Here is a 26,625-nt window from a genome sequence, read left to right on the forward strand (position 1 = left end):
TTACCATACATTATCCTCAAAATATATAGTAGAGATTTAATTTATTCTATACTAGTAATCTGATTGCAGGCACATAACCGCCTCCTCCTATAACAGATGATCAACTCCATACAGGGATTGGTGCTGGCTGTAAAATGCATCACTTGCTTCCATCAGTTCTTCCTCTGTTATATTCAAATATTTCATAGTTGTTTCAATGTGTCGATGACCAAGTGCCTGACTGATAAGTTCTAGTTTCCACCCTGCCTTTCTCCTGGTATTTGCGAAATAATGTCGCAGCATATGTGGTGTCACTTTAATTCCGGTCTTTTTTTCAAGACGCTCCATCAAACTCCGTACACCGCTGTCCTGCATTGGTTTCCCTGCATATTTTCCAGACACATTGACCAGAAGATACTCTTGTTGAAAGATCAGGTCCTTATATTCTTCCAGATAAAACTTTAAGATTTCGAATGTCGCATCACTGACTTTTGCCTTTCGGAATTCTGCATTCTTGGCACGTGCATCATTTTCATTATCTTCTCTAAAATTTACATAGATCAGATGGTTTTCATAATCAATATCTGTTGCATAGCGATTGCCCAAAATTTCTCCGATTCGGAAACCTGTTTCTGCTAATAATAAAAGCAGGACTTGATCGCGGCAATTTGCACATGCCTTTAGTAAAATAACGATCTTGTCCTGCTCTATAGTTCTTCCTATATGTCCTGTTTCCTTTAAGTATCCGTGAAAACTTCTCCGATTCAATATCTTTCGAATTCCTACAGAATTTCTTACAATGTATTGTGCATCAGATAATACTTTTAAACTTTGCTCGCAACCTTCCTGCTGTTCAGCAAAATTGTACAATCGAAACACTTCCTTGAGATATGCATTGCAAGTTTCATTGTATGGCTTTTTCGTGTACTCATCTTTGCTATGCATCCCAGCCTTTAACCATATAAGAAAATCTGTAAAATGTTCCTGTTGCTTTTCGTATTTCATATTCCATACATCTTCCATCGTTAGTTGATTCTCAGACAGATAGTTTAAGTAATATGAAATCACAAGAGCGCTTCTCTTGATGGTGTTTGGCGAACCTTTCGCCCTCATTTTATGCATTAGATATTGGGAAGGAAGAAGAACGATTTCTTGGCTGACTTCTTCCCGTATAAAATAGTATTTCTTAGATTTTTCTGTCTGCATATCCACTATGAAATGTTCCATTTCTTCACTTCCTTTCCTCTAACGCTATACACAGTATACCCACTCTATGCTATGAAAGCTATTCACAAATACCAACAATTCCGAAAGGTTTCTCCTAAAATACTCACTACATTTTTCTCTATTTTCTTTGGAAAACTTAGCACTACCAACAATTTCTCTACAATCTGTTACATATAGTATTCGATTCGTTTTCGGTTCCGAATAAAATTTTCTACATCTGCCATTCTGTCTGTAATCCGACATACTGGAAGTGCATCAATTACCTCTTTGTGGTATTTCCCTCCTCTTCCTGCTCTGGAATCTAATATAGACACTACACAAGTATCTGTTTCCGTCCGGATTGCTCGTCCAAATCCCTGGCGCAGTTTGATCTGCATATCCGGCACTATGATTTTCTGAATATATTCCTTTAAAGTCTGATATCGTTCTCTTTCTGCTTCCCTCACAGGATCGGGTACCGCAAATGGCAAACGGACAATAATCAAAGAAGATACTACATCTCCTGGAAAGTCCACGCCTTCCCAGCAGGAACCAGCTGCAAAAAGCACACAATTTTTCTGTGCCTTAAATTCACGGATCACTGACTGGGAATCTTTCCATACCTTCAACAACGGAAATGGGAGATTCCCTCTCAATTCTCTGTATACATTCCCCATCATAGAATAAGAGGTAAACAGTACAAGAGTATGTCCAAATGTGGAACATACCAGCTTTCGGATCTGCTCAGACAAGAAACGGATTTCTCCATGATAGCTATCATACACTTTTCTCTTCCGTCTTGGCATGTATAGTAAACAATTTTCATCATAATCGAACGGTGAATCAGCCTGATATTCACGTACTCTTCCGACATCTTCGAGTCCGTTCAGTTGCTCTGACCTTTGAAAACTCTCCCCTGCTTTTAAGGTGCCAGATGTAAGAATGGCTGGAAAGCCACGCTCCCAAATATCTGCCTTTATCAAACTTTCTGTTTTTCGATGAACAGTGCAAAACACTGGCAGTCCCTTTGATGTATACTCTAAAAACAATATATTGTTCCGGTCCACATTTAAAAACTGTAACAGGACTTCCCTGCTCTCTTCCAGCCGGTTCTTTGTCCATCTGGATAAATTCCCGATCAACAGATCTTCCGCCCGCTGCAACCAGCGGATGCTGTTTCTTAATGCCTGTCTGGACTCCCTGTTGAGAACAAAGCGAAAACGTGCCTGTTCTTCTAACACTCCCTGTGGTCTTGGCAGACTTTCAAAGAGCTGTGAAAATGCTTCCCGAAGTTTTGCCGCAATATGGGTATAATGTTCCCCTTCTAAAAGACTGCAGATTTCCATAAAATCTTCCGGTCCGAAAGACTTTCCATACATCTGCCTTGCTGCTTCTGGAAATTTATGTGCTTCATCAATGATCAGTGCCTGATAATTTCTTAATAAAGGACGGAAATCATTGGCTCTGTGAAGTGTATCTGCCAGTAGATAATTATGATTACAGATCTGGATAAATACTTTTTCATCTGTAGCTTCTTTTAAATATTTTTGATAACGACAGTACGTTCTCATCTCACAAGTTTCCGGGCAGTATTTGGGGACGCATACCATCCTGCGGTCAAACCCACTCAGATGCTGTACGGAGTCCATGTCATATTGTTCTCTTAATGCATATAAAGCTTCTCTCTGCAGTGGATTTTTTGCTTTTCTTCGTACTGCATCCAACCGAAGCTCCAACCGATTGTCACATACAAAATGTTCTTTCCCTTTTCGGATGACTGCTTGGATAGGGGCAGATATGATTCCTTTCTTCAATAAAACCTGTGATAAAAAAGGTATATATTCTCTTTGGATGGCTTCCTGCAATGCAATGCTTGAGGTTGAGATCACAATAGGCTGACTCTGACCGCACATAGAAAAATATCCAGATAACAATTGACTGTATTTTCGAAAAAGAATGCACGCTACCAGGTATGCATAAGTCTTTCCTACCCCTACTGCTGCATCGCATAATGCAATCTTGTTTCCACACAGGCTGGAAAGCATTTGATGGCAAAGTGTGATCTGTTCTTCCCGAACTTTCATTCCTGCTTGTGGAAGTATTTCTCTGAATATCTCTTCCACCTCTTCGTGTGCCATTCTCCGATATTCGTTCCGATGCATCTTTCCACCCTCTTATCTTTATATTTGTGTTAATATCACATCAATACAGCCAGAGATTTGGTTACTCTGGCTGCATGTATCTGATATCAACAGCACACTTCGATTGATTTTCTTTTGTTGTTGGATATCGTATTTGTCCTCTCACTTCCCCGATATCAAATGGGCACATTATAGCTGGATGTCTGGCAAAACATCCACACAGATATTCCAAACGTCTTACTGATTACAACGTAAGGTTTATCTATCCCTGCATTCGGATCTTTTGGTGTATCATTATCATCCACCCGGACTCATGGCGTCACATTCCTGCCTGGATGCTTACAGAATAAAAGGGGCGCTCTTATATAAAACGATGATCACTGATGCCGTCCGTTGTAGTGAATAACTGAACCATCCTTTTATATCGTCATGGCGTTTCTTTCTGCTACGCTCCGCCGGATGGGAAAGTTTCTATAATGCGGATATCCAATTATCAAGGAACAGAGGAGGGGAAGGCACTAAGTACCTTCCCGAAAATGTATAGGAAAAATTCCTACTTAGGAGAGAACTTACCTCTCCTACTTACTAGCCAACTTCCACAACAAAATATGACGCTAAAAAAAATATTTTTTTAATTTTTTTCTCAAGCGTTTCATTCGTGCAGAAACTGTATTCGCTTTCATTCCAAGCAATTTCCCTATTTCCTCTGTACCATAACCAAACGTTTTTAAAAGAATAATATACAATGTTACTTGATCCAACTTCTGCAGTTCTTTTCTTAGTTTATTGTCATCTAAAGACTTTATGAAGTCTTGCACGTTAACAGGCTGTTGAATTTCCCACTTTCCGGAAGCATCTTCAGTTCTCTCTATAAAATCTGTATCAGGCATTTGATGATTTTTGTAGTTACGTTCTTGTTTAAAACAATTCCAGTCATAATCACGAAGTTCTGCAATAACCTCTTCTGAGACGCCTAGTTCACGTAATTTTTTCTCTTCTTGTTCCTTCCATACTTTCCATTTATATTCTTCTTTTGCTTTGTTATATGCCATATCATTTTTCCTCCGATTTGAATTTTCGAAAATCAAATCGGAAGTGGTGGGCTTCTATTTCTTGGATTACTCCAATAGAAAAAGATGCACTGCAGATTTTCTATCCACAGTAACGTCTTTCTTTTTTGACAATTATATTTATAAGTATATGAAATATGGTATGAGACACCATATTTAAAACCGCATTTTTTTCTATCTGCTGTTACGCTTTTTTTAACGTTTTCTTATGACTGAATCTTCTCCTATTGCCTAATATTGCACATCAATCCCTTATTATAAATTATGTGCCTCTATCCCATTTTCTTTTTTAATATTGCTTAATACACCACATCAAATATTGTTCACTACTATTTTCACTTTTCCAATGTTGCATAATACACTAGATTTCATGGAGGTGAATAGTACACATGGCGCAGATTGATAGTCGTTTAGGTGATATGATTCGTAGCTACCGTGAAAAACTTGGTTTAACGCAAGAAGAAATGGCTGAAAGACTTCAAGTTAATCTTACACATTATGGAAATATTGAGCGTGCCGCATGCAATCCAAGCTTTTCTCTTTTTCTTCGGATTGCCAAAGAATTAAATCTTTCCGTAGATGCTTATCTATATTCTACAAGAGATGATACTGCCGCTGAGATTACACGTTTACTCTCAAAATGTTCCAAGCGCGAATGTCAGATTATCTTAGAAAATATCCTTACCCTTCTTAAGAATCGGGATGAATGCACGTAAATTGATGTTACAGAGTGATTCTGTTTTTATTCCAAATTTTATCTAGCTTTTTTCTAGTTTTAACATTAGCAAAGCGGTCCATGCACATGCATGAACCGCTTGATCATTTCCATTGCTTGATTTTTTCCAACATGTTGGAGGGAACTTTCAATATTCCGCTTCCGGATAGTAAAAGCAGCATATCCACCATTCCCTGCAGATAAGCTTGTTGGTTTTCTTCTTCTGCACATTGTTCTGTCAAGCCAACATATTTCTCAATGACACATTTTTGTTCATCTGTCATTTCACAAACTGTCTGCTCATAAATCGGCTGATATGAAAATTTTTCTTTCATAGCCTTTTGATACTCTGGTAATTGTAACTGTGAAAGTCTTCCGGTATCCTCACATCGAAGTTCCTTTAAAAACTGTGCAGTTTTTTCCCATACTCGCTCATCCATGCTTCCCTCTTCCTTTCATCGTACCAAATCTTTTTTTCTTTTGTTCTATTATTCCTCTATTTCCACTCCGAAACACATAATAATTGCTTTATATTATTCTTCTTTGTATGTTGTATAAAATAATTTTTAAAACTTCATCTTTAGAAGTATATTACCATTCCATTTCGCTAGAATCAATAATGTAACTTCATCTTTAGAAACATTGAGGATATTATGAAAATATATTGGAATGGTGAACGCAAAAACGTAATAGGATCTCGCGTTAAAGAATTAAGGAAAAAACAGGATATTTCCCAAAAGATTTTGGCAGCACGTCTTTCTCTTTCTGGGATTGATTTTACGGAATTGACAATTTTAAGAATTGAAAAAGGGACACGGTTTGTTCCAGATTATGAATTAAGTGTAATTGCTGATTATTTCCATGTAACTTCTGATTATCTGTTAGGCAGAACAAATAAAGAATAGGACAGGTACTCCGTATGTAGCGGGACCTGTCCTATTTCTTCGCAAATTTATACCCTATCCCTCGCACGGTTTGGATAAAAACGGGATTTCGGGGATCTAGTTCTATTTTCTTTCGTATATGACCTATATGTGCGGTAACATTTCCTTCATCACAGAAATATTCTTTTCCCCATACAGTTTCATATATCTGTCGATGAGTAAATACCTGCCCAGGATAACTCGCAAGGAAAAATAGGATATCAAATTCTTTTACTGTTAGATTAATTTTTCTGTTTTTGTGAAATGCTATTCTATTATTGTAATCCAAGTACAAATCTGCATGATTTAATATATTTTTTTCTTGTAGAGCAATTTTTTTTGCAATATAATTCATATTACAAAGCAAAATTTCTTTATAATTCCCCTCTTCTTTTATTCGAATAAGAATTTCAACTTCTATAATGCTTCACCTGCCCTTTTAAATTTCAAGCAAACGCTCATAAATAAACTTTCTATTTTATTTCATCATTTTCTTTATAAATCTTATTCCACTCTCCATAGGTCAAACGGTTTCGGTACCATTTAGAAGTGTCATCTAAGTTCGACTTAATAACTTGATTGGATATATAGTGAAAACGGTTATTATCTAACGGCTGAATGACTAATTCACTTGTCATTGCATTATCCTGCATTGTTCTTTCCCACACCGCATTAATTATAAGTTTAATTTTCCCATCATCCATCTTTTCATATGATACTACTTCTGGATACGGTTCATACGTTGATCCATAGTCATATAATCCTCTTGGTCTGTACAAATACGTTTTTGTTTCTGCATTATAAATGGCATTAGACTCTAATACTTCACTTTCAACTGTTAAAAATGTTTGAATAACTTCCTCAAAATCTTGTTTTGGAATATAATATTCTACTCCTTCTTGACTATAATTATATGGAACATATTTTTCATATTTTAAAAGATACATAATCTCATATAGATCATAAAAATCAAGTTGTGAATAATCACTTTGATTCCAATTCGTTATAAATAACTTATTTCCAGCATAACCTACTGGCATAACATACTTTCTATTCAACTCCCGACATGCTTCATCCAATGGTTCCACACGAAATCCAATTTTCCCATGATATCCATCATATCCCTGTCGATCATATTCTTCTATGAAAAAATACCCATTTTTTGTATACTTCCATGATTGTACTTGAAATTCATTAATGTACTCAGCTTCTGGAGCGTCCTGATCCCAAGTCATATTACTACATATGGCATAAATTTCCCCATTTTGAGAGTTTAAATCATATCTCACAAATCCTCCTGATTCCATAATAGAAAAAATTGTTATACTATCATTAACCTCGTTTTGCACATTCTTGCAAAATTTTTTCACTAGTTCTCCATTTACCATATCTATTTGATTATTTATGTCAACCGCAATATAGTTTTTTCTGCCTAAATATTCAATAATGTCTTGTTGTAATTTCAATGAATTTCTATTGCTTTGATTCCATCTTTCTTTGTATATATGAAAATAATCATCTGCCAAATCTTCGGATTCTACCAGAATTTCTTCAGTTCTTTGAACTAATTGTACTTGATTTGAATTTTTTTGTATTTTATTACATCCTCCTAGTAGAAAACTAATGACACCAATAATGATCATTAATCTAACTTTCATACTCTTCCTCTCCAATTACAATATCAGTTATAAAAAAATCTATTTTCTTAATTTACTTAAAAATCTCTTCGCGGTTTATATTCTGGAATTTTATATGCTCCCTCACGTTCAATACAGTTTCCCAAATATATCCACTTGTCACCTTCTTCTCGGATTGTCACTTCATGTCTGAATGAACAATCTGTTCCTTCTTCCTGAAAAACAGCTTCTACTGTCAAAGTTAATGATCCATCCTCATTTTCTATACAATTCACTACTTCTGGGAAAGGTTGGAATTGTTGAATTCGATTCCATGGACCAATTGCTTCCCATGGATATACCCCCTTCACGTCATCGTATTGAGCATATATTTCCAAGGTTTCTATTGAAATATCAAAATAAGTTGTGACCACTTCTTCAAATTCTACTTTAGGAATGCCTGATGCATATTTTTTTTCATCAATTTTCTCCCCATACTTCATTGTGTATAAAAACTCAAACAAATCATTAAACTCTATATTTTCCAAACTGTTTTGATTCCAATCTACGAGGAACAGATTATTGCAAAAGTAACTAACCGGTGTAATACATTTATTTCCTAATTCTCTGCACTGTTCATCAAGTGGCAAAATTCTATAAAAAACATGCATATCCATTTCTTGATTTCTTGATAATGCCTTCTCCCATATAATCCACCCTTTATCAGTATAGTTCCAATCATATACCTGAATTTTTTCTATCTGCACAATATGTGGACTCATATTATCATCAAATGCAGCTGTTGCTGATGTTACATATAAATCTTTGTTTTTAAATTGAAGTTTATTATATATCCAAACACCACTTGTATTAATTACAAAAAATTCAGTTTCAGTATTTTCTCCTGTTTTTGCCAAAGAAAGAGCATCATCAACTTGTTTATAATTCAACATATTATAATCATGACTGCCACAGGTAATGGCAACATTCTCTTCTGCAATACTTTCGATCATTGTATGAACTGTCTCTTCTTCAAGAACAATATTTGACGCATTACCTTTATCTGCCTGACTGTATATCCTTTTGCATTTTCCAACCATTTTCCTTAAGCGATCACTAATGTCTTTTTCTTCTTTTCTCCCCATTTCAATATTTTTTAATTCATAATCATCATTTTCATCCATCACCACATTCTCTTCTTCTGTATTATTAATTATAAGATCATTTTGAGACCCATTTTTTTCACATCCGGATAATACTAAAGAAACCAAAATAATAGCCAACATTTTCTTCATTAACATTTTCACCTTTTTTCATCTCATTCCTATCGTAAATATTGATCCAATACTCTTTTATCTTTTTGAACTACATAACCACTGCCACCAATATTTTTTACATCTTCAACCATACTAATTAGCAATATTGGATTCTCAATATTAGGATCAGTTGTAAAAACTGCCATCCACCCCAATTCTGTTCCTGTTGCATCTTCTTTTGAAAGCTTTATTTCTGCCGTTCCTGTTTTTCCAGCCAAAGTGTACTCCTCTCTATGTAAACCATATCCCGTTGCTGTTGGTTCACTAATAACTTTCTTCATTGTCTCTAAAACAGTATGAATACTTTCTTTTTGAATAACTTCCGGCATCCATATATTGGGATTATAATTTGGGTTATATAGTAACGTCGGTTCAATTATATTTCCATCATTACTAAATGCGGAATAAATAGAAGCTAGATGCAATGGATTTATTAAGATTTGACCTTGTCCATATCCACTATCTGCCAATTGAATTTCTGACTTTATTCCTTCTGTATTTGAATACTGTGATATTGACATTTTAATATCAAATGGTATTTCTTTGTTAAACCCCAATTTTTCTAAAAAGCTAGTTAAATTATTTTCCCCCAGTTTAAGTGCTACTTTTGCAAAATATATATTATCAGAATATATCATTGCATTTTCCAGTGTTGCAGGTTCAGTCTCATGTAATGTGGTCACATAATAATCCCCCCATGACGAGTCTTTTTGCCAGCTTAAACCTTCGTTTCCATAATCTTCTACAGGATCAAGAATACCTGTGTCTAACCCTATCACTGCAGTAACAGGTTTAAATGTTGATCCGGGACACCATACCTGTCTGAATCGATTGTACAAAGGTTGCCTTTCATCTTCATTTAAGCTTTTCCATAATTTATCTGACATTCCCATTACAAAATCATTTGAGTTAAAAGAAGGAGTACTGACCAGTGCCAAAACTTCTCCTGTATATTGGTTCATAGCAACAGAACAACTCTTATCATCCTTAAACTGTTCATACAAGACTTTTTGCAATTCTGCATCAATTGTTAATTGAATATCCTCTCCGTTTTGAACCGGTTTATCTACAATAATATCTTTTCTGTTTCCAAATTCATCTTCGATATATATCATGCAACCATTTTGACCTTTTAATTTATCTTCATATAAACTTTCTATACCACTTCTCCCTATAACACTATTGGAATCATAACCTTTCCCTTTATTCTCTTCCAAATCTTCCGCTGTAACTTTTTGAATATATCCAACCAAATGTGACGCTGCTTCTTTTAAAGGATAGTCTCTAACTTCGATATCGTTAATCATAACACCTGGAATTGATAGTAATTCCTCTTGATTTTCCTTTAATTTTACAAGATTTTCATCCGGATTAATTTTCATTAATTCCAATTCACTAACTTTAGGAATTGTTTTTATAGGAACAAATGAATCATCTTTTACCCACTCTGCAGACAATTTGTTCTTTATCACATCAATATCCACTTCAAGCAACTCCGCAAGTTTAATTATTGTGTTTTCTTTATCCTGAATTTTACCCGGCACTAGCCCAACTGATGATGCAACCCCTTTTCCAGCTAACACTTTTCCATTCCGATCTAAAATTTGTCCTCGCTCTGCTTCTACAGTATCTATTCGTACTTTATCTGTAGACTCTAATTGCGGAAAAATAATACTATCTTTCCAAACAAGTTTATATTCAAATTTTTCTTTTATAAAGTTTACTTCATTTTGAAATTTCACTTCACCTGCAAGAGTATTAAATGATGTAAGATATGAAATCTCTTTACCATTGGATTTCTCATTTAAAATTTTAATGCTTAAATCCTTCGTTTCTAATCCTTCATATATGTTTTTATTTCTCTTTACAAATTCTTCCATAGAAATATTCGATGAATGTTCTTTAGAAATCATTTTATACATTTTTTCATATTCATGTTTATTGATATAATTCATATATTCGGTTAGCAATTGTTCAGTAGTGTTCTTATGTGTCTGTTTCGTAATAAAAAAAATCAAGCTCAATACTAAAATTAAAGAAAATATTATTAATATCAATCTACCTGTCCATTCAAATTTTTTTCTTTTCATAATTGTCTCCTGTTTCCATATCTTACGTTTGTAATATATTCTATTATCACTTTTTTGTCAATAGCCTTCTTGACGTTTCTATTTCAATGCTCTATAATTATTACGAAAGTAAGATTAAAGGAGAATAAACATGGATAAATTACCACAAATATCTGAAGCAGAATATGAAATCATGAAAATAATATGGGATGAGTCACCAATAAGCACAAATTCTATTTGTGAAAAAGTTCCATCTATACACAATTGGAGTAATAAAACAGTTCATACGTTATTATCTCGTTTAGTGTCAAAACATGTTATTTCTTATGAACAAAAAGGGCGTATGTATTACTATTTTCCCATTATCTCTAAAAATAAATATTTATCACAAGAGAACCATAATTTTTTATCTCGCTTTTATGATGGTGAAATGGCTCCGCTATTATCTTCCTTACTATCCAATGCCCAATTATCTGACAGCGATTTAAAGAATATGTATCATCTTATAGACTCTAAATTGAATGGTGGTGATGAAACCTAATGTTCTCGATTCACTTTTTATTATGTAATCTCACTATCAGTATCTTATTGGGGATAATTCTATTACTCAAAAAACTATTAAAAAATTATATTACAACTAATAGTCGGTATTATTTGTGGTACATTTTTGTATGTGCGCTTATTATTCCTTTCATACCATTCAAAAATATCGGACCACATCAATTATTAATAAAGTTACAACACTTTTTCCAACAAGATACGGGTAAAATTGTAAATACTTCTACAAAACAACTTGATGATATAAATTTATCTGTTCAATTAGGTACTTCTGATTTTGCGTCAGCTCAAGATAATTTTAATTTGTATGATCTTGATAAATACTTATTTGCAATATGGATAATCGGGTGTTTGTTTACATTAGTATATTTTATATATAATATTGTTAAAATTCATTTAATCCAAAAAAAAGCTTTTTTGATAACTTCTGAAAACGAACCAGAACTATACCAACAATACATTTCGTGTCATGAAAAATTAAAAATAAGACGACATGTCGCTTTATACGCTTCATGTAATATTTCAAGCCCTGTTTCTTACGGTCTTCTATATCCCAAGGTAATTATTCCTCAAGATATGGATATATTACTGTCTGAACAGGATGTATATTATATCTTTTTACATGAATTACAGCATTATAAACACAAGGATGCTGCATTAAATTATATAAGTTGCATTTTACAGATCATATATTGGTTTAACCCATTCATTTGGTACGGATTTCATATATTACAAAAAGATCGGGAAATTGCATGCGACAACTCAGTAATTAACATCATAGGGAAAAACAACTGTATAGATTATGGCTATACATTAATAAGATATGCTGAAAAAATGCAACACAATGCTTTTCTCTCTCCACTCTCTCGTTTAGGTGGAGAAAAAAAGGTCATTATAGATAGAATAAAAGAAATAGCAAATTATCAAAAAATTTCTAAAAAGCATAAGAGAAACAGCATTGTAATCTTAGTGTTCGCTTGTGTTCTAGTATACTGCATTAGTCCCTTATTAACTGTCTATGCATCACGAGACTCATCTAATAATTTGACTTCCCAAAATATAGATGACATAGACCTATCTTCTTATTTCAGTAAAACAAGTGGTAGCTTTGTAATATATGATATGACAAATGATAGATACAAAATTTATAATAAAGATTTAAGCACCAAACGAGTTTCTCCGGATTCCACTTATAAAATTTATAGTGGTTTATTTGCATTAGAGGAAGGTGTAATCAATTATAATTCTTCTAATCAGCACTGGGACGGAACAAACTATTATTTTGATTCATGGAACAAAGACCAAACCCTTACTACAGCTTTACGTAATTCTGTTAATTGGTATTTTCAAAATCTTGATACACAAATAGGATACCAAACACTTTATTCTTATTATAACAAAATTTCATATGGGAATTGCGATTTATCAGCTGGTATTGAAGATTATTGGTCCGAATCTTCCTTAAAGATTTCACCGGTAGAACAGGTAATCCTATTATCTGAACTTCTGGAAAATAAATGGGAGTTTGAGGAAAAAAATATTCAAGCAATAAAAGATGCCTTATTTATTTCTGATACATCCATTGGAAAATTATATGGAAAGACAGGTACTGGGTCATTGAATGGACAAAATACAAACGGTTGGTTTATTGGCTTTATTGAACACGGTGAAAATACTTATTGTTTTGCTACCAACCTTCAGAATTCCGAGAATGCCACCGGCAGTGCTGCTTCAGAAATAACTATAGAAATATTAAATTCTTTATTCTCTTAAAAATGAAAATACTTTATTCCCAAAAGCTAAGGAGGTTGATGCCTATTAACACTAGTGTTTATCAAGATAATCAAAGCTTAAAAGTATCGGCTTATATAGTTAATGTAGGTTTATGAAACATTTATAGAATAACTAATTTCTAGGATAGGCAGAAATAATATGAAAAAAAACAAGTCTTTTTATCTATTAATTATTGGAATTTTGGTTGGTATATTTGCATTTTCAGGTTGCACGAATCATAATAATTCAGACGCTAAGAATATACAACAGGATACAAAAGATCCTACTCCAGAGAAATTTTCTGTAGTAGAATCACAAGAACCCACACTAACTGAAGTAGATTGGTCTAATTATTTTGAAGGCTTAACCGGGACCGCAATAGTATACGATCCAACAGAAAAAAACTATATGATATATAATAAAGAACTGGCTCTAACGCAGAGATCTCCATGTTCTACATTTAAAATTATCTCTTCGTTAATCGGTTTAGAAAACGGAATTATTGATCCTGATAATTCTGTGCGTCCTTGGAGCGGTGAAATATTTTGGAATGAGGACTGGAATAGAGATATCAATTTTTCTGATGCATTTCGTACCTCATGTGTTTGGTATTTTCGTCAGGTCACTGATGACATTGGCAAGGTGAAAATGCAGAATGAACTTAATAAACTGAAATATGGAAATTGTGATATTTCTGATTGGGAGGGAAAGTTAAATACTAATAACAACAATAGAGCCTTAACAGGTTTCTGGATAGAATCGTCTTTGAAAATTTCTCCAAAAGAACAGGTTGAAGTGATGGAACGAATCTTCGGAACTGACTCCACCTACTCAGAAAGAACACAAAATATTTTAAAACAAGTAATGTTGATATCAGAAGAGAATAATACGGAAATATCTATTTATGGAAAAACAGGAATGGGAAAAGCAGAGGGTATTGTTGTAGATGCATGGTTCACAGGATTTGCAGAAACACTAGAAGGAAATAAATATTTTTGTGTATATCTCGGACAATCAGATGCAGGCAACACATCAAGCACTGCCGCAAAGGAAATCGCCATTCAAATTCTTAATGACAATAAATGACAATAAGATACCCTATCAAAAATCGCCTCAGACTCTCACAGGCTGGGCGATTTTTTTATAGTAATCTTTTGCCAAATCATTTTGTTCTTTTACTATGTACTCTAAACCTGATCTTAAATTAGTGACATACATAGTCTGTATTTTACATATTACTTCTACATACAAGCACATTATTATTTGGTCTAATTTACCTTTATATAACATCAAATAAGAGAGTGTATCTCTTTTAACACACTATTAACTATTAACAACGTAGCCTTATCAATTCCAATTATTATAAATAAATATGAAATATAGATATTTCTGGAACAACCCCCAACCGACCAGAAACATGTGTAGTTCCGATTCCTGTATTTACGTATATTTTTGTCTTTGAATTTAATTCATACATTCCGCTGACATAATTTTTAGCGAGGTTTGTAGAAGAGATAGCTTTTTGATTAATAGCAGGAATAAACGGGATATTAACTTGCCCGCCATGACTATGTCCGCTCAACACTAAATCATAAGGGTATTCTTGAAAAGAGTCTGCTGTATCTGGCTCATGTATTAACAGAATATTGTAATTCGAATCATATATCTTTGTAGAATCCGGCATATATACATTTCCCAGCATACTATCATCTAACCCTGTAAATAATATTTTTTTATCTGAATCAGTAGTCACATACCAATTTTCATTTTTCAGCACAGTAAATCCTGATTGCTGCATAATATTTTCATACTGTCTGGCAGCTCCACCACCGCAATCGCGATTCCCCCATATTGCTATTTTATCATATGTTGCATTGATTTTTTGTAGTTCTTTTATGATATGTTCATCATCATGATACTTGGCATAATTGTCATACAAGTCCCCTGTAAACACAACAACATCTGGATTTTGCTTATTGATATAGTTTACAACCTTATCCAGGTTCTTATAATTAAAATCCGCTTTTATATGCGTGTCTGAGAATTGAACAACTTTAATAAAATCAGAAGTTTTTTCGTTTAAATATAATTGATTTGATGCAATACGATACGGTTCGATTTTAAAAGCATAAAACACACAACTTCCAATCAAAATAAGAAGTGTGAAGACTGTTCCAAAAAAAATTTTCAAAAATCTTATCATAAAGATCTATCCTTCCCATAAATTATCTTGCTCAAAATAAAAGCTGCTTGTGACATTTATGTTACAAAAAATGTGGCATAAAGAAATATATAATCTTTAAACCACAATGTTTTTTAACTTACAATCTTCCAGTTACTTGCCTTACAAATTGTCAATTTATGCTGGACATCTGTGTGGTTTTGGCCTGATTAGTAACAAACTTTACAATTGCATTAACTATTACAGCCAACCATTGCATCTTAAATCTAAAGCTATAGCAAAGAATACTAATGTCTAAAATTACATCCAGGTAACCAACCCCAGATTCTGACATTCCATATGTATACTCACTCTACACTAATTCCAGCATATGCCCATGTCTCTCCGTTATCCTTTGACTCAAAGCGAATTCCCTGGATTTCCCCAGCTCCTGTTAAAAGCTTTATAGTCAGGATATCCTCTTTCTTTTTCGGCATCTCACAGTATTTATAATTTTCTATGGTAAAGTTAAGTTCTTTTGCCAAAGGCGGTAGCTCTGTCACAGTCTCCAAAGGTAGCTGAAGTTCCGTAAAGGTTGTACCTCCATCCCTGGTGACATAAAGGCTGGAATGGGACTGGGAAGCTCCTGTCAGCCCTGCAAACCCGAAATTTTTATCAAAGAATTCCAACCCCTCTGTTACCCCAAGATTTCCGCCAAAGGGATTCTGGTTTGCCATTTCCCATGTGTCACCGCCATCCGCAGTTTTTTCCAACTGGTAAAATCTGCTTCCCGCCGCCGCATCAGCCACCACCAGACGCCATCCTATCTTATCATCTAAAAAGAAATACATACTGCCGTCTGTCTGATCTACTGTCCAGCTTTCCACATCTTTTACCTCATCCATCTGTTCTTTATCTAACACTTCCTGGCTGATATATTCTGGTTCCATCATATAGCGAACAGGAGTGATATCTTTCACAGCTGGCATGTGAAGAGAAACCTCAAATCCCACAATTTCTCCGCCATTGAAAAGTTGTGTAAAATTTTCACTTCCTTGATCAACACCATCTCCGTCTGCATCACCGGGAAGATAACGCAGCCCGTCCATCACTCCGAAAGACCGGCGCCCATAATATACAAGTTCATAGGTCTCATTTTCCAAAATTGAAGACCACATTTTCACCTGATTTTCGCTGTCTGCTTTCTCCAATATCCGGAGCATTGGCTCAAAACGCATATCGGCATTATAATCGGCATTGGCTTCTCCGTTCACCCAAACAATAATCTTCTCATTTATCTTTCTGTCATAAGTAATCAGATATGTCTTTTCTGTTCCTTTTTTATTTTTTCCGTAAAGAAAGGTATCTAAGGTCTGAACTTTCCCAGTCTCATTAAAGGACATCTTAAATCCATTTACCACATAAAGATTTTTCGGCATCTCAAGCTTTTCCTCTAAATCCGTCAGAATTCCTTCGATACCATCTTCAAAGAAGTTATCGTGGACAAAATCTACTTCCCTTTTCTTCCATAATTCATCAAGCTTCCATGACAAATGCCCGTTGTACGGAATTGCTGAATAAATGATACGCCCGCCAAAATAGATTGTACCAAGCAACGCAAGAAAAATCTCTATTCGTAAAAGAACTTTATTCTCGAGCTAAGATGTTTGCTGCATCTTTTTCCTTGCAATCATCCATAGTACAGAACTAAGCAAAATTCCAGACAGACTAATCAGCAAAATCAGCAAATGCCTTCTCAGCCCACCATACTGACATACATACCATGCCTGATATAAAAACAGCAGGTAAAAACAAAGACTGGTTTTCCCACATAATTTATAAATATTCTTCATACACCCCTCGATTCTTTCATTTTTGTCTCTTCTAACATGATGTGTCAGTCATATTTTGGCAACTTTATCATATTCCAAAGATAACATGTAACTGTAATCATTTGAGATATGTCCATCCATAAATCCAATAAATGGATTTATGAATTGGAAAAGGGATTCTTATTTGATCCCTAACATTTATTTCAATCTAATAATTACTCTAAATTGATATTAATGTGATTTTTATTTTTTATAAATGTAATAAATTGCTCCTCTGTACCAAAACTAAATTCATCGCCATTAATTACAAGCCCTTTATTACCATATCCTAACCAACAAAGATTCTTTTTGATATTACAACAGGTTATATTCTTCCATTCAATAATGGTTCTATCGTACTTTCTTATAATTTCCAGCTTATCGTCATAAAAGTTATAAGTTACTTTCTCTTTATACCTTTTATAAGAATAATTTGAATCTAATTTTAAAAATATTTTCTTAGTATAACTTATTGTCCAATAATATAAAAATATAAAAGTTATTGCAATAAGCGGAATACTATAGATCCATTTGTCTGATCCAATCAAAGTACAAACTACAATTCCAATAAATACTTCAATGATTATAAAGTGACGACTCAGATCAGCCAATTCCCTTTTTCCATTTTTATTTTCATATTTTAAATTTTGATAATAATATTCTATCACCGCCTCATCATACAATGTATGATTTTGTAAAATGACATCCATTTTAATTTCTTCCTTTCCATACTCTACTCCAATCTTCTCCAGCTAATGTGTTTAATTTAATAAATCTTTTAAAGTCTTCTATATCTCCGATAACAAAATTTTCTTTTCTTATAAAAATAAGTTGATTAATAACGCGAATCCAGCAATACTCTTTTATGGTGCCAATTTCCATAATTTCGATAAAAGACACTATTATTTTCTTACCGCTTTCCGGAACTAAAACATTAATCTCATCTTTTTTTATTGTCATAATTCTTTTTCCAGTTCCATACTGTTTTAAAGCAGTTTCCATTTGTATATAAGTCGCTAGTCTCAGATATATATTATTTATCAATATCACAGCACAAACAAATAATATCATCATAGTCATAATCATTTCTCTTCCAATTTTACTACATAGACAAAATGAAAATATAATCACTGCTCCACAAAAGAATAATAATATCCTTCTGTACTTTCTATTTTGGGTTTGATAATATAAACAAAAGAGTTCTTTGTTCCACTCATAATGTATTTGAAATAATATATCCATTATGTTTTTCTCCTCAACTTATGCACTAACTTATTCTATACCGAAATAATACTCAAAAATATTTTTTCCGCATTCTACTGCGTTCCCTGCCTCATACCCATTTACAATTCGAACTGCTACTGCTATTTCTGGATCATCAGCAGGTGCATATCCTATAAATAGACCATGATCCGGTCTATTCTTAACTTCTTGAGCTGTACCTGATTTTCCTGCAACCGATATTGGAAATCCGTCAAATATCCCCGTGCTTTGAGTATATAATTCCATACCTGCATGGACTCCTTCCCAGCTTCTTTTATTGATTTCAATCTGGCTTTCCACTTTCGGGCTTGTTTCTACCCCGTCAATTTTGTCAATTAGTGACAATTGGAAACTAGTACCTTCGTTTGCAAGTGTTGTTACATACCTTCCCAATTGGACTGTAGAAAAGTTATTTGTTCCTTGTCCGATAGCTGATGGAATAGCATAATTATCAGTTATCTTAGGTTTACTTTCGGTTAACTCAATTCCACTTTTTTCATCTAAATCAAACATTTTCGCGTACTCTTGTATATAATTTAGTGCCTGTTTATCCGAAAATTCATCATTGTCTATCATTCCTAAACGATATGACACTTCACATAAATAATCATTACATGAATTCTTCAATGCGCTATCTACACCATTAACAGCCCCATGCCCTGCATGGTTCCAGCATTTTAAAGGTGGATCTACTTTATCAAACACTCCATCGCATTCAACCATGGTTGACTCATCTATTACACCTTCTTCTAATCCCGCAATAATTGTAACAGGTTTAAATGTTGAGCCTGGTGCTGATAACTGTTGTGTTGCACGATTAAATAAGGGTAATGATGCATTATTATATATTTTATAATAATATTTGTTATCCATTTGGTTTGCTAAACGATTATTATCATATCCCGGATAAGATACACATGCTAGCACTTTTCCTGTTGCGGTATCTGTAACAACTGCTGATCCCGAACATGGATCTAACGCTAAATCCGCTGGCGTAATTTCAAGTTTCTGTATTTTTTTAATTAACAAATCAAAAGTGGTAATTAGCCCTCGATTCCAGTTTTCGTAATCCTCATCTTCAGGATTTAAAAATTGCTGTTCATATAATAGCCTAACGATATCATCTGGCAATATCTCATCGTTGAGTACCAAGTATTTATTTATTAACTCATCAAACTGACTATTTTCCTGTAATTCATTTACTATAAAAGAGACCAATGATTCATAGATTTCATCTTTGTTCAAGTATTCTTCTTCTGACGCAATTATATCTGAATTTATGTTTCCAACACCAATTTGGTCATACAAATAGTCTTTCATTGATAATTCGCCTTTTTCCCATTTTTCAACTAATTCTTCATTATTGTTCTTGTTATTTATAATGTTCAAATTATCAATGATAAAACTCTGGTATTCTTGATTTTCAATTCCCAATTCATTATATTTCGTTGACAATTCTCTTAAATCTTTTTCAATACCTTGAACCACTTCACTTTTCTTTTTCAGAAAAATTTGAAAAAACTTTCTCTCTAATTCCGAAGCATCCTCTTCTCTTAATTGTTCTAAATCAATAACGCCATTGTTTAAAAGTGCAATATACACATCATATATTGGAATTTTTATTTCAGTAGTATCATCTACCCCTTTTTTATCAAAAGTTTTTGTGTTAATCAGATGTTGCACTAATATATCGGCTATCTTCCTTTCTAATGCTTCATATGTTTTTTTCTGTAATTCAACATCTATGCTTAAATATACGTCTTTTCCTGCTCTCGGTTGCTGTATTACTCCAAGATCTTGTGTAGTTCTCCCTGTATTATCTACATATACTTCCTTTTTCCCATCTCTTCCTTGAAGAACTTGATCTAAATATTGCTCCATTCCAGATTTACCCACTATGGAATTAATGGTTAATTTACTATCATCCCTTTCTTTTAACTCCTCGGATGATATAGTGCCTGTGTATCCTAATATAGAGGAACACGCTTCTCCTCCTTCATACACTCGTATTGTATCCTGTTTAATATCAACTCCTGAAATATCATATTGATTTTCCATAATGGCAGCAACAGTTTCATCTGATACATCTTTTACCACTGTTACTGAAAGATATTTTTGATATGCCTGTAAAGATAATGCGTAGCGTATATTTAAAATATCAAGTAGATCACTTTTTTCAAACTGTTGCGGTAATCCATAATCTTTTTTTTCTTTATCTGTATACTTCTTCTCTCCTTGCGCAAAAACACAGAACTTATCTGATAAATAAGAGACTATTTCATCTGCTGTAGAATTTCGTTCCTTAGCTTCCATATCGTCGATGTTCGCTTTTCCATATACATCTGCTTTAAATCTTTGAAGCCAAAAATCATCTACAGAAAATTGGAAATTACCGTTTGGATCTATTATAATTTTTAGACTAGTTTCTATGCTATCTCCTTTACTTTTTATAATACGAATCATCTGATAAATTTTTGAATTCAAATTCAACTGTCGCTCTCGATCTGAATTATAAGTTTCTTGATCTTCGAATGTAACCGAATTAGCTAACTTATTTGTAGCAAGTGGTTTGCCATTACGATCATAAATATTTCCTCTTGCTCCAGATAGTACAATTTCTCTTTTCGTTTGTAAAATAAAATTATTTTCGTATTCTTGTCCTTTCACAATCTGTAATTGAAACAACCGTACTATTAAAATCGAGAACATTATAAAAAAAACAATTAATAGGACTAAACTTCTTGGTATTTTTAATTTCTTCATAATTTATTTTCTGAATTTCCAAAGAATAATCTCTGAAGTACTCCTTTTTAATATTTCCTCCCTGCATTTGTATGATTATAAATTTAAAAAATCATTGCGATTGTAGTTGATTATATAAATAAAAAGCATCATTTACATGAAATGGTTCTGTATTATGATTTCCTTCTGCATTTACTGTTATAGCAATATATTTTCGACCATTAACAATCGCTTCTGAGGCTAAACAAAGCCCTGCCTCATCTGTATAACCTGTTTTTCCTCCCACAATTTCACCCTCATCCAACTCCCATTGATCTCGTAGTTTAAACATACTACTATAAAAAGTAAAACCACTTAAATGCTGGTCTGTCGGCGCAACAAAATAACTTTTTGACTGAAATATATCATTAAAAGTTTGATTTTTTAATGCATACTGTAAAAGAATTCCTATATCTTTCACTGTAGTATAGTGAGATTCATTATGTAATCCTGTTGCATTCATAAAATGTGTATTATTCATTCCTAAATCTTTAGCTTTCTCATTCATTAGTTCTACAAATGCTTGTTCTGAACCAGCAACATACTCCGCTAAAGCAATTGAACACTCTCCCCCTGAAGGCAAAATGTTTCCATACAATATGTCAATTATTTTTGCATTTTCACCAGGTAGAAAGCCCGCCATTGACGCATTTTGGGCATATAGTTCATCAAATATTTCTGGCTCTAATGTAATAGTTGCTTCCAAATTGTTTATATTTTCAATTGCTAGAATACATGTCATTATTTTCGTTAATGATGCTGGAAATATTTTTTCATCCTGTTGAAATTGAAATATAACTTTACTGTCATCGAGACTGATTACAATTCCAGCACTACTATGTAGCTGATCTAAATCCAGTTTCCGCTGTTGTGTCTGAATAACTAATGGTTTTACTGTTTCTTCAGATTTTTCTTCTATTTTCTCCCTCTCTTGCGGATTGAAAATTTTTAATAAGACTAACAAACTGATAAGTATTATAAAAAGCAAACTTTCTATTATCCAAACTATCTTTCTATTTTTCTTTTTTACTTTTTTTCTTCTCTTACTCATATATACCTTAATCTTCTTTCTATAACCTGATAACTAAATATTCGTTTACAAAAACCACGCGTGTAAGACTTATAGCTAATAAATCTTTTTTATTTTTACAGGTGTCATATTTAGAAGTATATATATAACACCACGAATCTTACACGCGTAAGACATTTATAATATTACATACGTAAGATTGGAATGTCAATATATTTTTTTCTATTTCATATTCTACGTGATCATGTTATTTGACCTTTTGCAAATTACCTGCATTGATTTTAATTCATCAAATATACCTTAACTTTAAACGAAACATGTCTATAATATTTGAGGGCAGAATCGCAAAAATACGAATCTGCCCTCAAATATTATAGTGCAATGCTTAGATATATAATTTAACTTGTTGAAATTCTTTTTCAATACTCTTCGTATACTGGAATATCTAATTCAATTTTCTGTACTTTATTAGACAAATATTGACAAGTTCCATCGCCATACGGTTTAATGACAATTTCATTTTTAAAAGCACAATCAGTATTCCTATCTGGCCATACAGCATCAACATATAGCGTGAGTGTTCCATCACTATTATCCAAATAATCTACTACTTCACCAAAAGGGGATGTTCCTCGATAAAAAAAGGTTCCACTATCATAGGTATTACTTTCCATATCATATCCACAATGCTTTCGCAATTCTTCTATTGTAACAGGTAAACAAGCTATCATAACATTTTCATATATTTCTGCTGAAATTCTCCCTGAATCTTTCTTTAATTGTTCACCTGTATGTACCTGATATAAATCCTCAAACAATCTAGGTAATAATATCGTTTCTACATTACTTTCGTCCCAATTTTGAGTAAGAAAATTATAGTTCAAATAGTTAAATACAGAAACATATTGATCAGTTAATATTCGCAATGTGTCCGATAACGGTTTTACACGATAATATTCTTTTAGTGCTGCATGTGCAACAATATACTCATATGAATAGATTAGATATCCTTTTGATGTGTATTTTATTTCAGCAATATTGTTCGCTGTTCCGTTTGATATTTCAGCTTGTTCTCCTTTTTCCCAAGTAAGAGTCATTGTAAAAGTTTGCAACACTTTATTTCGATATATAAAAGTTTCAGAACAAAAAGAACCATCATTATTTACCTCATATATTGTAACATCTGTTTCTCTATCCTCTAAATAATCCAGATAAAATTCTTCCACTTTTTCATAATTTTCCATATTCATATTTTCAGCCACACATACCAAACCATTTTCGCCAAAACGCTTTTTTATCTTTTTTACTTCCTCTCTTGAAATACTCTGATATCCTGTTGTTTGATCAATAATTGGATGATAAATATCCTTACATTGAGTTACTATTTTTAATAATTGATTTCGAAGTTCTTGCTTCTCTTTTTCTGTTAAAATACATTTCGTTTCTTCTCTAATAAATGGATTTTGGATATTCTGTTCTTCTTTTTCTTCTAACTGTTGATATACTTTCCAATTGTCTTCATTACCTTTTTTTTCTTGTATCTTTTCTTTGCAACTGGTCAAAGCATATAATATAATCAATATTGTGAGAAGTATAATCATTATCTTCCACTTTTTCTGCATTTTTTCTTTCTCCTTAATATTACATTTGTAAGACAAAATATAATATTATATGTATATAACTATAAAGTCAAGATTATTAGTATAAATTCAAAATTTAGATATTCTGAATACAAAAATTTAAAGTTCTATATATTTTAAGTAAAAATCTATAGTCAATTTATACGCCTTTTAATTTCCCTGTCTACAATTTTTTAATCACTAAATTTTTCCTTATGACACAAATAATTGCGTAAAGGAAAAGATATCAGTCAAAACAATCTCCATTTAAAGATTTTTAAAAAAAATTTATAAAAACACTACTTTAACAACAGACTTGTGAAATATTATACTCCACAAGTCTGCCTGTTTCCTTTTATTATGTTTATTAAGTGCCTGTATAAAATAGCACTTCTTATTCTCTTTATTTAAATAATCCCATATCCAAGAATAGTTGCACTTCCAACAGAATATGAATGTTTCCAAACCCCTCGGACATTATTACCACCAATGTTAGTACCTGTATTTCCTTCTACTGTATAAATGATTCCACCTTCATATTTTTCCACGATTCCCACATGATCCGATATGCCATCTCCATTCCAATCAAAAAATACCAAGGAACCTGCACTCGGAATGCCGCCTGTTTCCTGCCACTTTCCATGACTTTTAAACCAATCAATTCCATTTTCGCACAAAGAAAACTTCGGCATTGCACCAGATTCTATCAATCCAGCTTGTTCCCCACACCAACTGACAAAGCAGGCACACCATTCCACATAAGAATCAAATCCATACCATCTCCAGTATTTTTCCCCATTACTACTTCCAACTTCCTGTTTTGCCACTTGCACAATCTGTCCGTTTCCAAATATTCCGCCAAGGATACCACCTCCAGAATAGTATCTCTGAACATGAGGAACATATTGAGGATCTCCATATCTTGGCCAACCAAGTTCCGCTGCCTTTTCTTGGCTAAACTGCAATGCATTTTCCAGACTATAACCGCCATGATGTTCTAAAGCCCATCCAATATAACCATTTCCGTAATTATATCCTTGCCAACTGAGTTGTAGCCTGCTGATATCTAATGGACTTTCACATCCTGCCTGTCTTACACAATCTGCATAATATTGTACCCCTACCTGTATGGAATACTCTGGATCTTGAATCGCCCCTGGACTATTTGGATAGCGGGTATTGTACGGACATTCACTTGCCTGCATAGGATCTGTTCCACGTCCTCCGGATTCCTGCATCATGATTGCTTGGATTGAAGGTACATATTCCGAAATTCCATACTGTGAAGCATACCTCTGAATGGTAGATGTATAAGCCAGTACCTCCTGACTTAGTGGCTCCGCACTAGTACTCCCGGAGCTTCCTGCAATTCCACCAATCACCCCCAGAACAATTACCAACAGCACAACAATCCAGCCGCCTGCCACCAGAAAGGTTCCTAATGATTTTACTGCGGTAACTCCCGTTTTAACCGCTGTTTTTATTCCAGATACTGTCCGTTTAGCTGCCTTTGCAGATTGTGTTGCAGCCTTTTTCCCTTGGACAGCTAATTTTTTTCCAGAACGGTAAGCATGTTCTGCCTGTTTCTTTAATTTTGACGCTTCCTTTGAAGTTTTCGCTGTATGTGCTTGTTTGATACGATTTGCAGAATCTCTCAAAGGGGTCGCATTTTTTACCTCTGCAATGTTCTCTCTCGCTACTCCTGCTGTTCTTTTGTTTACCGCTTCTTTTGTTTTAATTCGTATATCAGTTTGACGTTCTGTTTGTGAATTTCCTTGAGTTCCACTGTTTCTACTCTGTTCAGCAGTACGATCCGCATTTTTACTCCTTCGTTCTTTGATGACTCTCCAGGTCTTCTCTGCCTTTTTTTTTGCCGCTTTTTTACTGCCTTGAGAAACGATGGTTTCCCCTTTACTGGCCGACCACTTGATTCCTTCTTCCAGCCGGTCAGAAGCATACTGTTCCGGAGACTGTTTGGGAGAAAAATGGGAACCGTCATGCGTAGATAGCAGGGAACGTTCTGCAGATTTTAAAGTAATATCCTTGATCAATTCTTTGGGAAGCTGTTTGGCATGTTCCCGGACTTTCAACGTCCGGTCTACCTCTTTTGTTTTAATATCTGCCTTATTCTCCTCCTTTATCGTTCCACCTGTTTTTTCCTATCTAACAGTTTCTGCATATCTTTTTGTGCTTTCTGTACCAGTGGGTGCTTCTCATAAGCCTCCACAAGTGCAATTAAATCCCGCTCCACCCCATTTCCTTGATATAAAGGATAGTGGATATCACTGTACTCAGGCACATCTGGATCATGTAAAATAAATCCAATCCCAACCCCCATACCGGATCTTTTCTGTTCCATTTTCTGGTATATCCGAAAGGCTTCTTTTAATGTGGCGCACTCTGTCACTTCTCCCATTGTTTCAAATTCCATGCATTCAGCTGTATAAAAAGATATTTTCTTTTCCTGTACATCTTTTATCACATTTACACACCCTTTCTCTATGAATCAAAAACCGTTACACAGTCCCCCATGT

The 26,625-nt window shown here is 33.8% G+C and carries 22 protein-coding genes; 5 read left to right on the forward strand and 17 right to left on the reverse strand.

Annotated elements, in window-relative coordinates; translation table 11 throughout:
- Positions 1-87 precede the first annotated feature (87 nt).
- The 3 genes from G5A70_RS12460 to G5A70_RS12470 all read right to left on the reverse strand — a co-directional run bounded on the left by G5A70_RS12460 (position 88) and on the right by G5A70_RS12470 (position 4,378).
- The gene (locus G5A70_RS12460) at positions 88-1,206 is read right to left on the reverse strand and encodes a tyrosine-type recombinase/integrase (RefSeq protein WP_004613101.1); all 1,119 of its coding nucleotides are present in this window, start codon (positions 1,204-1,206) and stop codon (positions 88-90) included.
- Between the two features lie 167 nt (positions 1,207-1,373).
- Positions 1,374-3,347: an ATP-dependent DNA helicase gene (locus tag G5A70_RS12465; protein WP_044924746.1), complete on the reverse strand. Its 1,974-nt coding sequence runs from the start codon at positions 3,345-3,347 to the stop codon at positions 1,374-1,376.
- A gap of 593 nt (positions 3,348-3,940) precedes the next feature.
- Positions 3,941-4,378: a sigma factor-like helix-turn-helix DNA-binding protein gene (locus tag G5A70_RS12470; protein WP_004613104.1), complete on the reverse strand. Its 438-nt coding sequence runs from the start codon at positions 4,376-4,378 to the stop codon at positions 3,941-3,943.
- Positions 4,379-4,785: 407 nt separating this feature from the next.
- On the opposite strand from G5A70_RS12470, the gene G5A70_RS12475 reads away from it, so the two are divergent.
- Positions 4,786-5,112 (forward strand): helix-turn-helix domain-containing protein, encoded by a 327-nt coding sequence (locus G5A70_RS12475; protein ID WP_004613106.1) that lies wholly within the window; start codon positions 4,786-4,788, stop codon positions 5,110-5,112.
- Positions 5,113-5,215: 103 nt separating this feature from the next.
- Here the strand turns inward: G5A70_RS12475 and G5A70_RS12480 are convergent, their stop codons facing one another.
- Complete coding sequence (locus G5A70_RS12480; protein ID WP_004613107.1) at positions 5,216-5,551, reverse strand: hypothetical protein; 336 nt, start codon at positions 5,549-5,551, stop codon at positions 5,216-5,218.
- A 213-nt stretch (positions 5,552-5,764) separates the two neighbouring features.
- On the opposite strand from G5A70_RS12480, the gene G5A70_RS12485 reads away from it, so the two are divergent.
- Positions 5,765-6,016: a helix-turn-helix domain-containing protein gene (locus tag G5A70_RS12485; protein ID WP_004613108.1), complete on the forward strand. Its 252-nt coding sequence runs from the start codon at positions 5,765-5,767 to the stop codon at positions 6,014-6,016.
- Positions 6,017-6,047: 31 nt separating this feature from the next.
- Here G5A70_RS12485 and G5A70_RS12490 read toward each other — a convergent pair whose 3' ends face one another.
- The 4 genes from G5A70_RS12490 to G5A70_RS12505 all read right to left on the reverse strand — a co-directional run bounded on the left by G5A70_RS12490 (position 6,048) and on the right by G5A70_RS12505 (position 11,056).
- Entirely contained in the window at positions 6,048-6,389 is a 342-nt protein-coding gene (locus G5A70_RS12490; protein WP_044924749.1) for a winged helix-turn-helix domain-containing protein, read from the reverse strand.
- A 118-nt stretch (positions 6,390-6,507) separates the two neighbouring features.
- On the reverse strand, positions 6,508-7,692 hold the full coding sequence (locus G5A70_RS12495; protein WP_004613111.1) for a DUF6070 family protein: 1,185 nt from the start codon (positions 7,690-7,692) through the stop codon (positions 6,508-6,510).
- A 56-nt stretch (positions 7,693-7,748) separates the two neighbouring features.
- Positions 7,749-8,945, reverse strand: coding sequence for a DUF6070 family protein (locus tag G5A70_RS12500; RefSeq protein WP_226853706.1), 1,197 nt, complete (start codon positions 8,943-8,945; stop codon positions 7,749-7,751).
- A gap of 29 nt (positions 8,946-8,974) precedes the next feature.
- Positions 8,975-11,056 carry a penicillin-binding transpeptidase domain-containing protein gene (locus G5A70_RS12505; RefSeq protein WP_028087046.1) on the reverse strand — a complete coding sequence of 694 codons (2,082 nt, stop codon included), beginning with the start codon at positions 11,054-11,056 and terminating at the stop codon, positions 8,975-8,977.
- Between the two features lie 130 nt (positions 11,057-11,186).
- Here G5A70_RS12505 and G5A70_RS12510 point away from each other — a divergent pair, with 130 nt between their 5' ends.
- From G5A70_RS12510 to G5A70_RS12520, 3 genes are all read left to right on the forward strand, one after another.
- Complete coding sequence (locus G5A70_RS12510; RefSeq protein WP_004613115.1) at positions 11,187-11,576, forward strand: BlaI/MecI/CopY family transcriptional regulator; 390 nt, start codon at positions 11,187-11,189, stop codon at positions 11,574-11,576.
- Positions 11,576-13,366 (forward strand): BlaR1 family beta-lactam sensor/signal transducer, encoded by a 1,791-nt coding sequence (locus tag G5A70_RS12515; RefSeq protein WP_004613116.1) that lies wholly within the window; start codon positions 11,576-11,578, stop codon positions 13,364-13,366. Before G5A70_RS12510 ends, G5A70_RS12515 begins: the two co-directional genes overlap by 1 nt.
- A 159-nt stretch (positions 13,367-13,525) precedes the next feature.
- Positions 13,526-14,452 carry a penicillin-binding transpeptidase domain-containing protein gene (locus G5A70_RS12520; RefSeq protein WP_004613118.1) on the forward strand — a complete coding sequence of 309 codons (927 nt, stop codon included), beginning with the start codon at positions 13,526-13,528 and terminating at the stop codon, positions 14,450-14,452.
- Positions 14,453-14,726: 274 nt separating this feature from the next.
- Here the strand turns inward: G5A70_RS12520 and G5A70_RS12525 are convergent, their stop codons facing one another.
- The 9 genes from G5A70_RS12525 to G5A70_RS12565 form a co-directional block, all read right to left on the reverse strand.
- Positions 14,727-15,569 carry a metallophosphoesterase gene (locus G5A70_RS12525; RefSeq protein ID WP_004613120.1) on the reverse strand — a complete coding sequence of 281 codons (843 nt, stop codon included), beginning with the start codon at positions 15,567-15,569 and terminating at the stop codon, positions 14,727-14,729.
- Positions 15,570-15,895: 326 nt separating this feature from the next.
- Positions 15,896-17,143, reverse strand: coding sequence for a WD40/YVTN/BNR-like repeat-containing protein (locus G5A70_RS12530; RefSeq protein WP_004613122.1), 1,248 nt, complete (start codon positions 17,141-17,143; stop codon positions 15,896-15,898).
- Between the two features lie 431 nt (positions 17,144-17,574).
- A complete protein-coding gene (locus G5A70_RS12535) occupies positions 17,575-18,108 on the reverse strand; it encodes a hypothetical protein (protein ID WP_004613123.1) in 534 nt (177 codons plus the stop codon).
- Position 18,109: 1 nt separating this feature from the next.
- Complete coding sequence (locus G5A70_RS12540) at positions 18,110-18,640, reverse strand: hypothetical protein (protein ID WP_004613124.1); 531 nt, start codon at positions 18,638-18,640, stop codon at positions 18,110-18,112.
- Between the two features lie 30 nt (positions 18,641-18,670).
- Complete coding sequence (locus G5A70_RS12545; protein ID WP_044924753.1) at positions 18,671-21,424, reverse strand: penicillin-binding transpeptidase domain-containing protein; 2,754 nt, start codon at positions 21,422-21,424, stop codon at positions 18,671-18,673.
- 91 nt (positions 21,425-21,515) lie between these two features.
- Positions 21,516-22,493: a D-alanyl-D-alanine carboxypeptidase family protein gene (locus G5A70_RS12550; protein ID WP_004613127.1), complete on the reverse strand. Its 978-nt coding sequence runs from the start codon at positions 22,491-22,493 to the stop codon at positions 21,516-21,518.
- Between the two features lie 398 nt (positions 22,494-22,891).
- The gene (locus G5A70_RS12555; protein ID WP_004613128.1) at positions 22,892-24,094 is read right to left on the reverse strand and encodes a DUF6070 family protein; all 1,203 of its coding nucleotides are present in this window, start codon (positions 24,092-24,094) and stop codon (positions 22,892-22,894) included.
- 404 nt (positions 24,095-24,498) lie between these two features.
- Positions 24,499-26,181 carry a lysozyme family protein gene (locus G5A70_RS12560; protein WP_049947131.1) on the reverse strand — a complete coding sequence of 561 codons (1,683 nt, stop codon included), beginning with the start codon at positions 26,179-26,181 and terminating at the stop codon, positions 24,499-24,501.
- 47 nt (positions 26,182-26,228) lie between these two features.
- Positions 26,229-26,522 carry a hypothetical protein gene (locus G5A70_RS12565; RefSeq protein WP_179962483.1) on the reverse strand — a complete coding sequence of 98 codons (294 nt, stop codon included), beginning with the start codon at positions 26,520-26,522 and terminating at the stop codon, positions 26,229-26,231.
- Positions 26,523-26,625: the final 103 nt, after the last annotated feature.

Origin of the sequence: Blautia hansenii (genome assembly GCF_013304445.1) — a bacterium.
Taxonomy (GTDB): Bacteria; Bacillota; Clostridia; order Lachnospirales; family Lachnospiraceae; genus Blautia.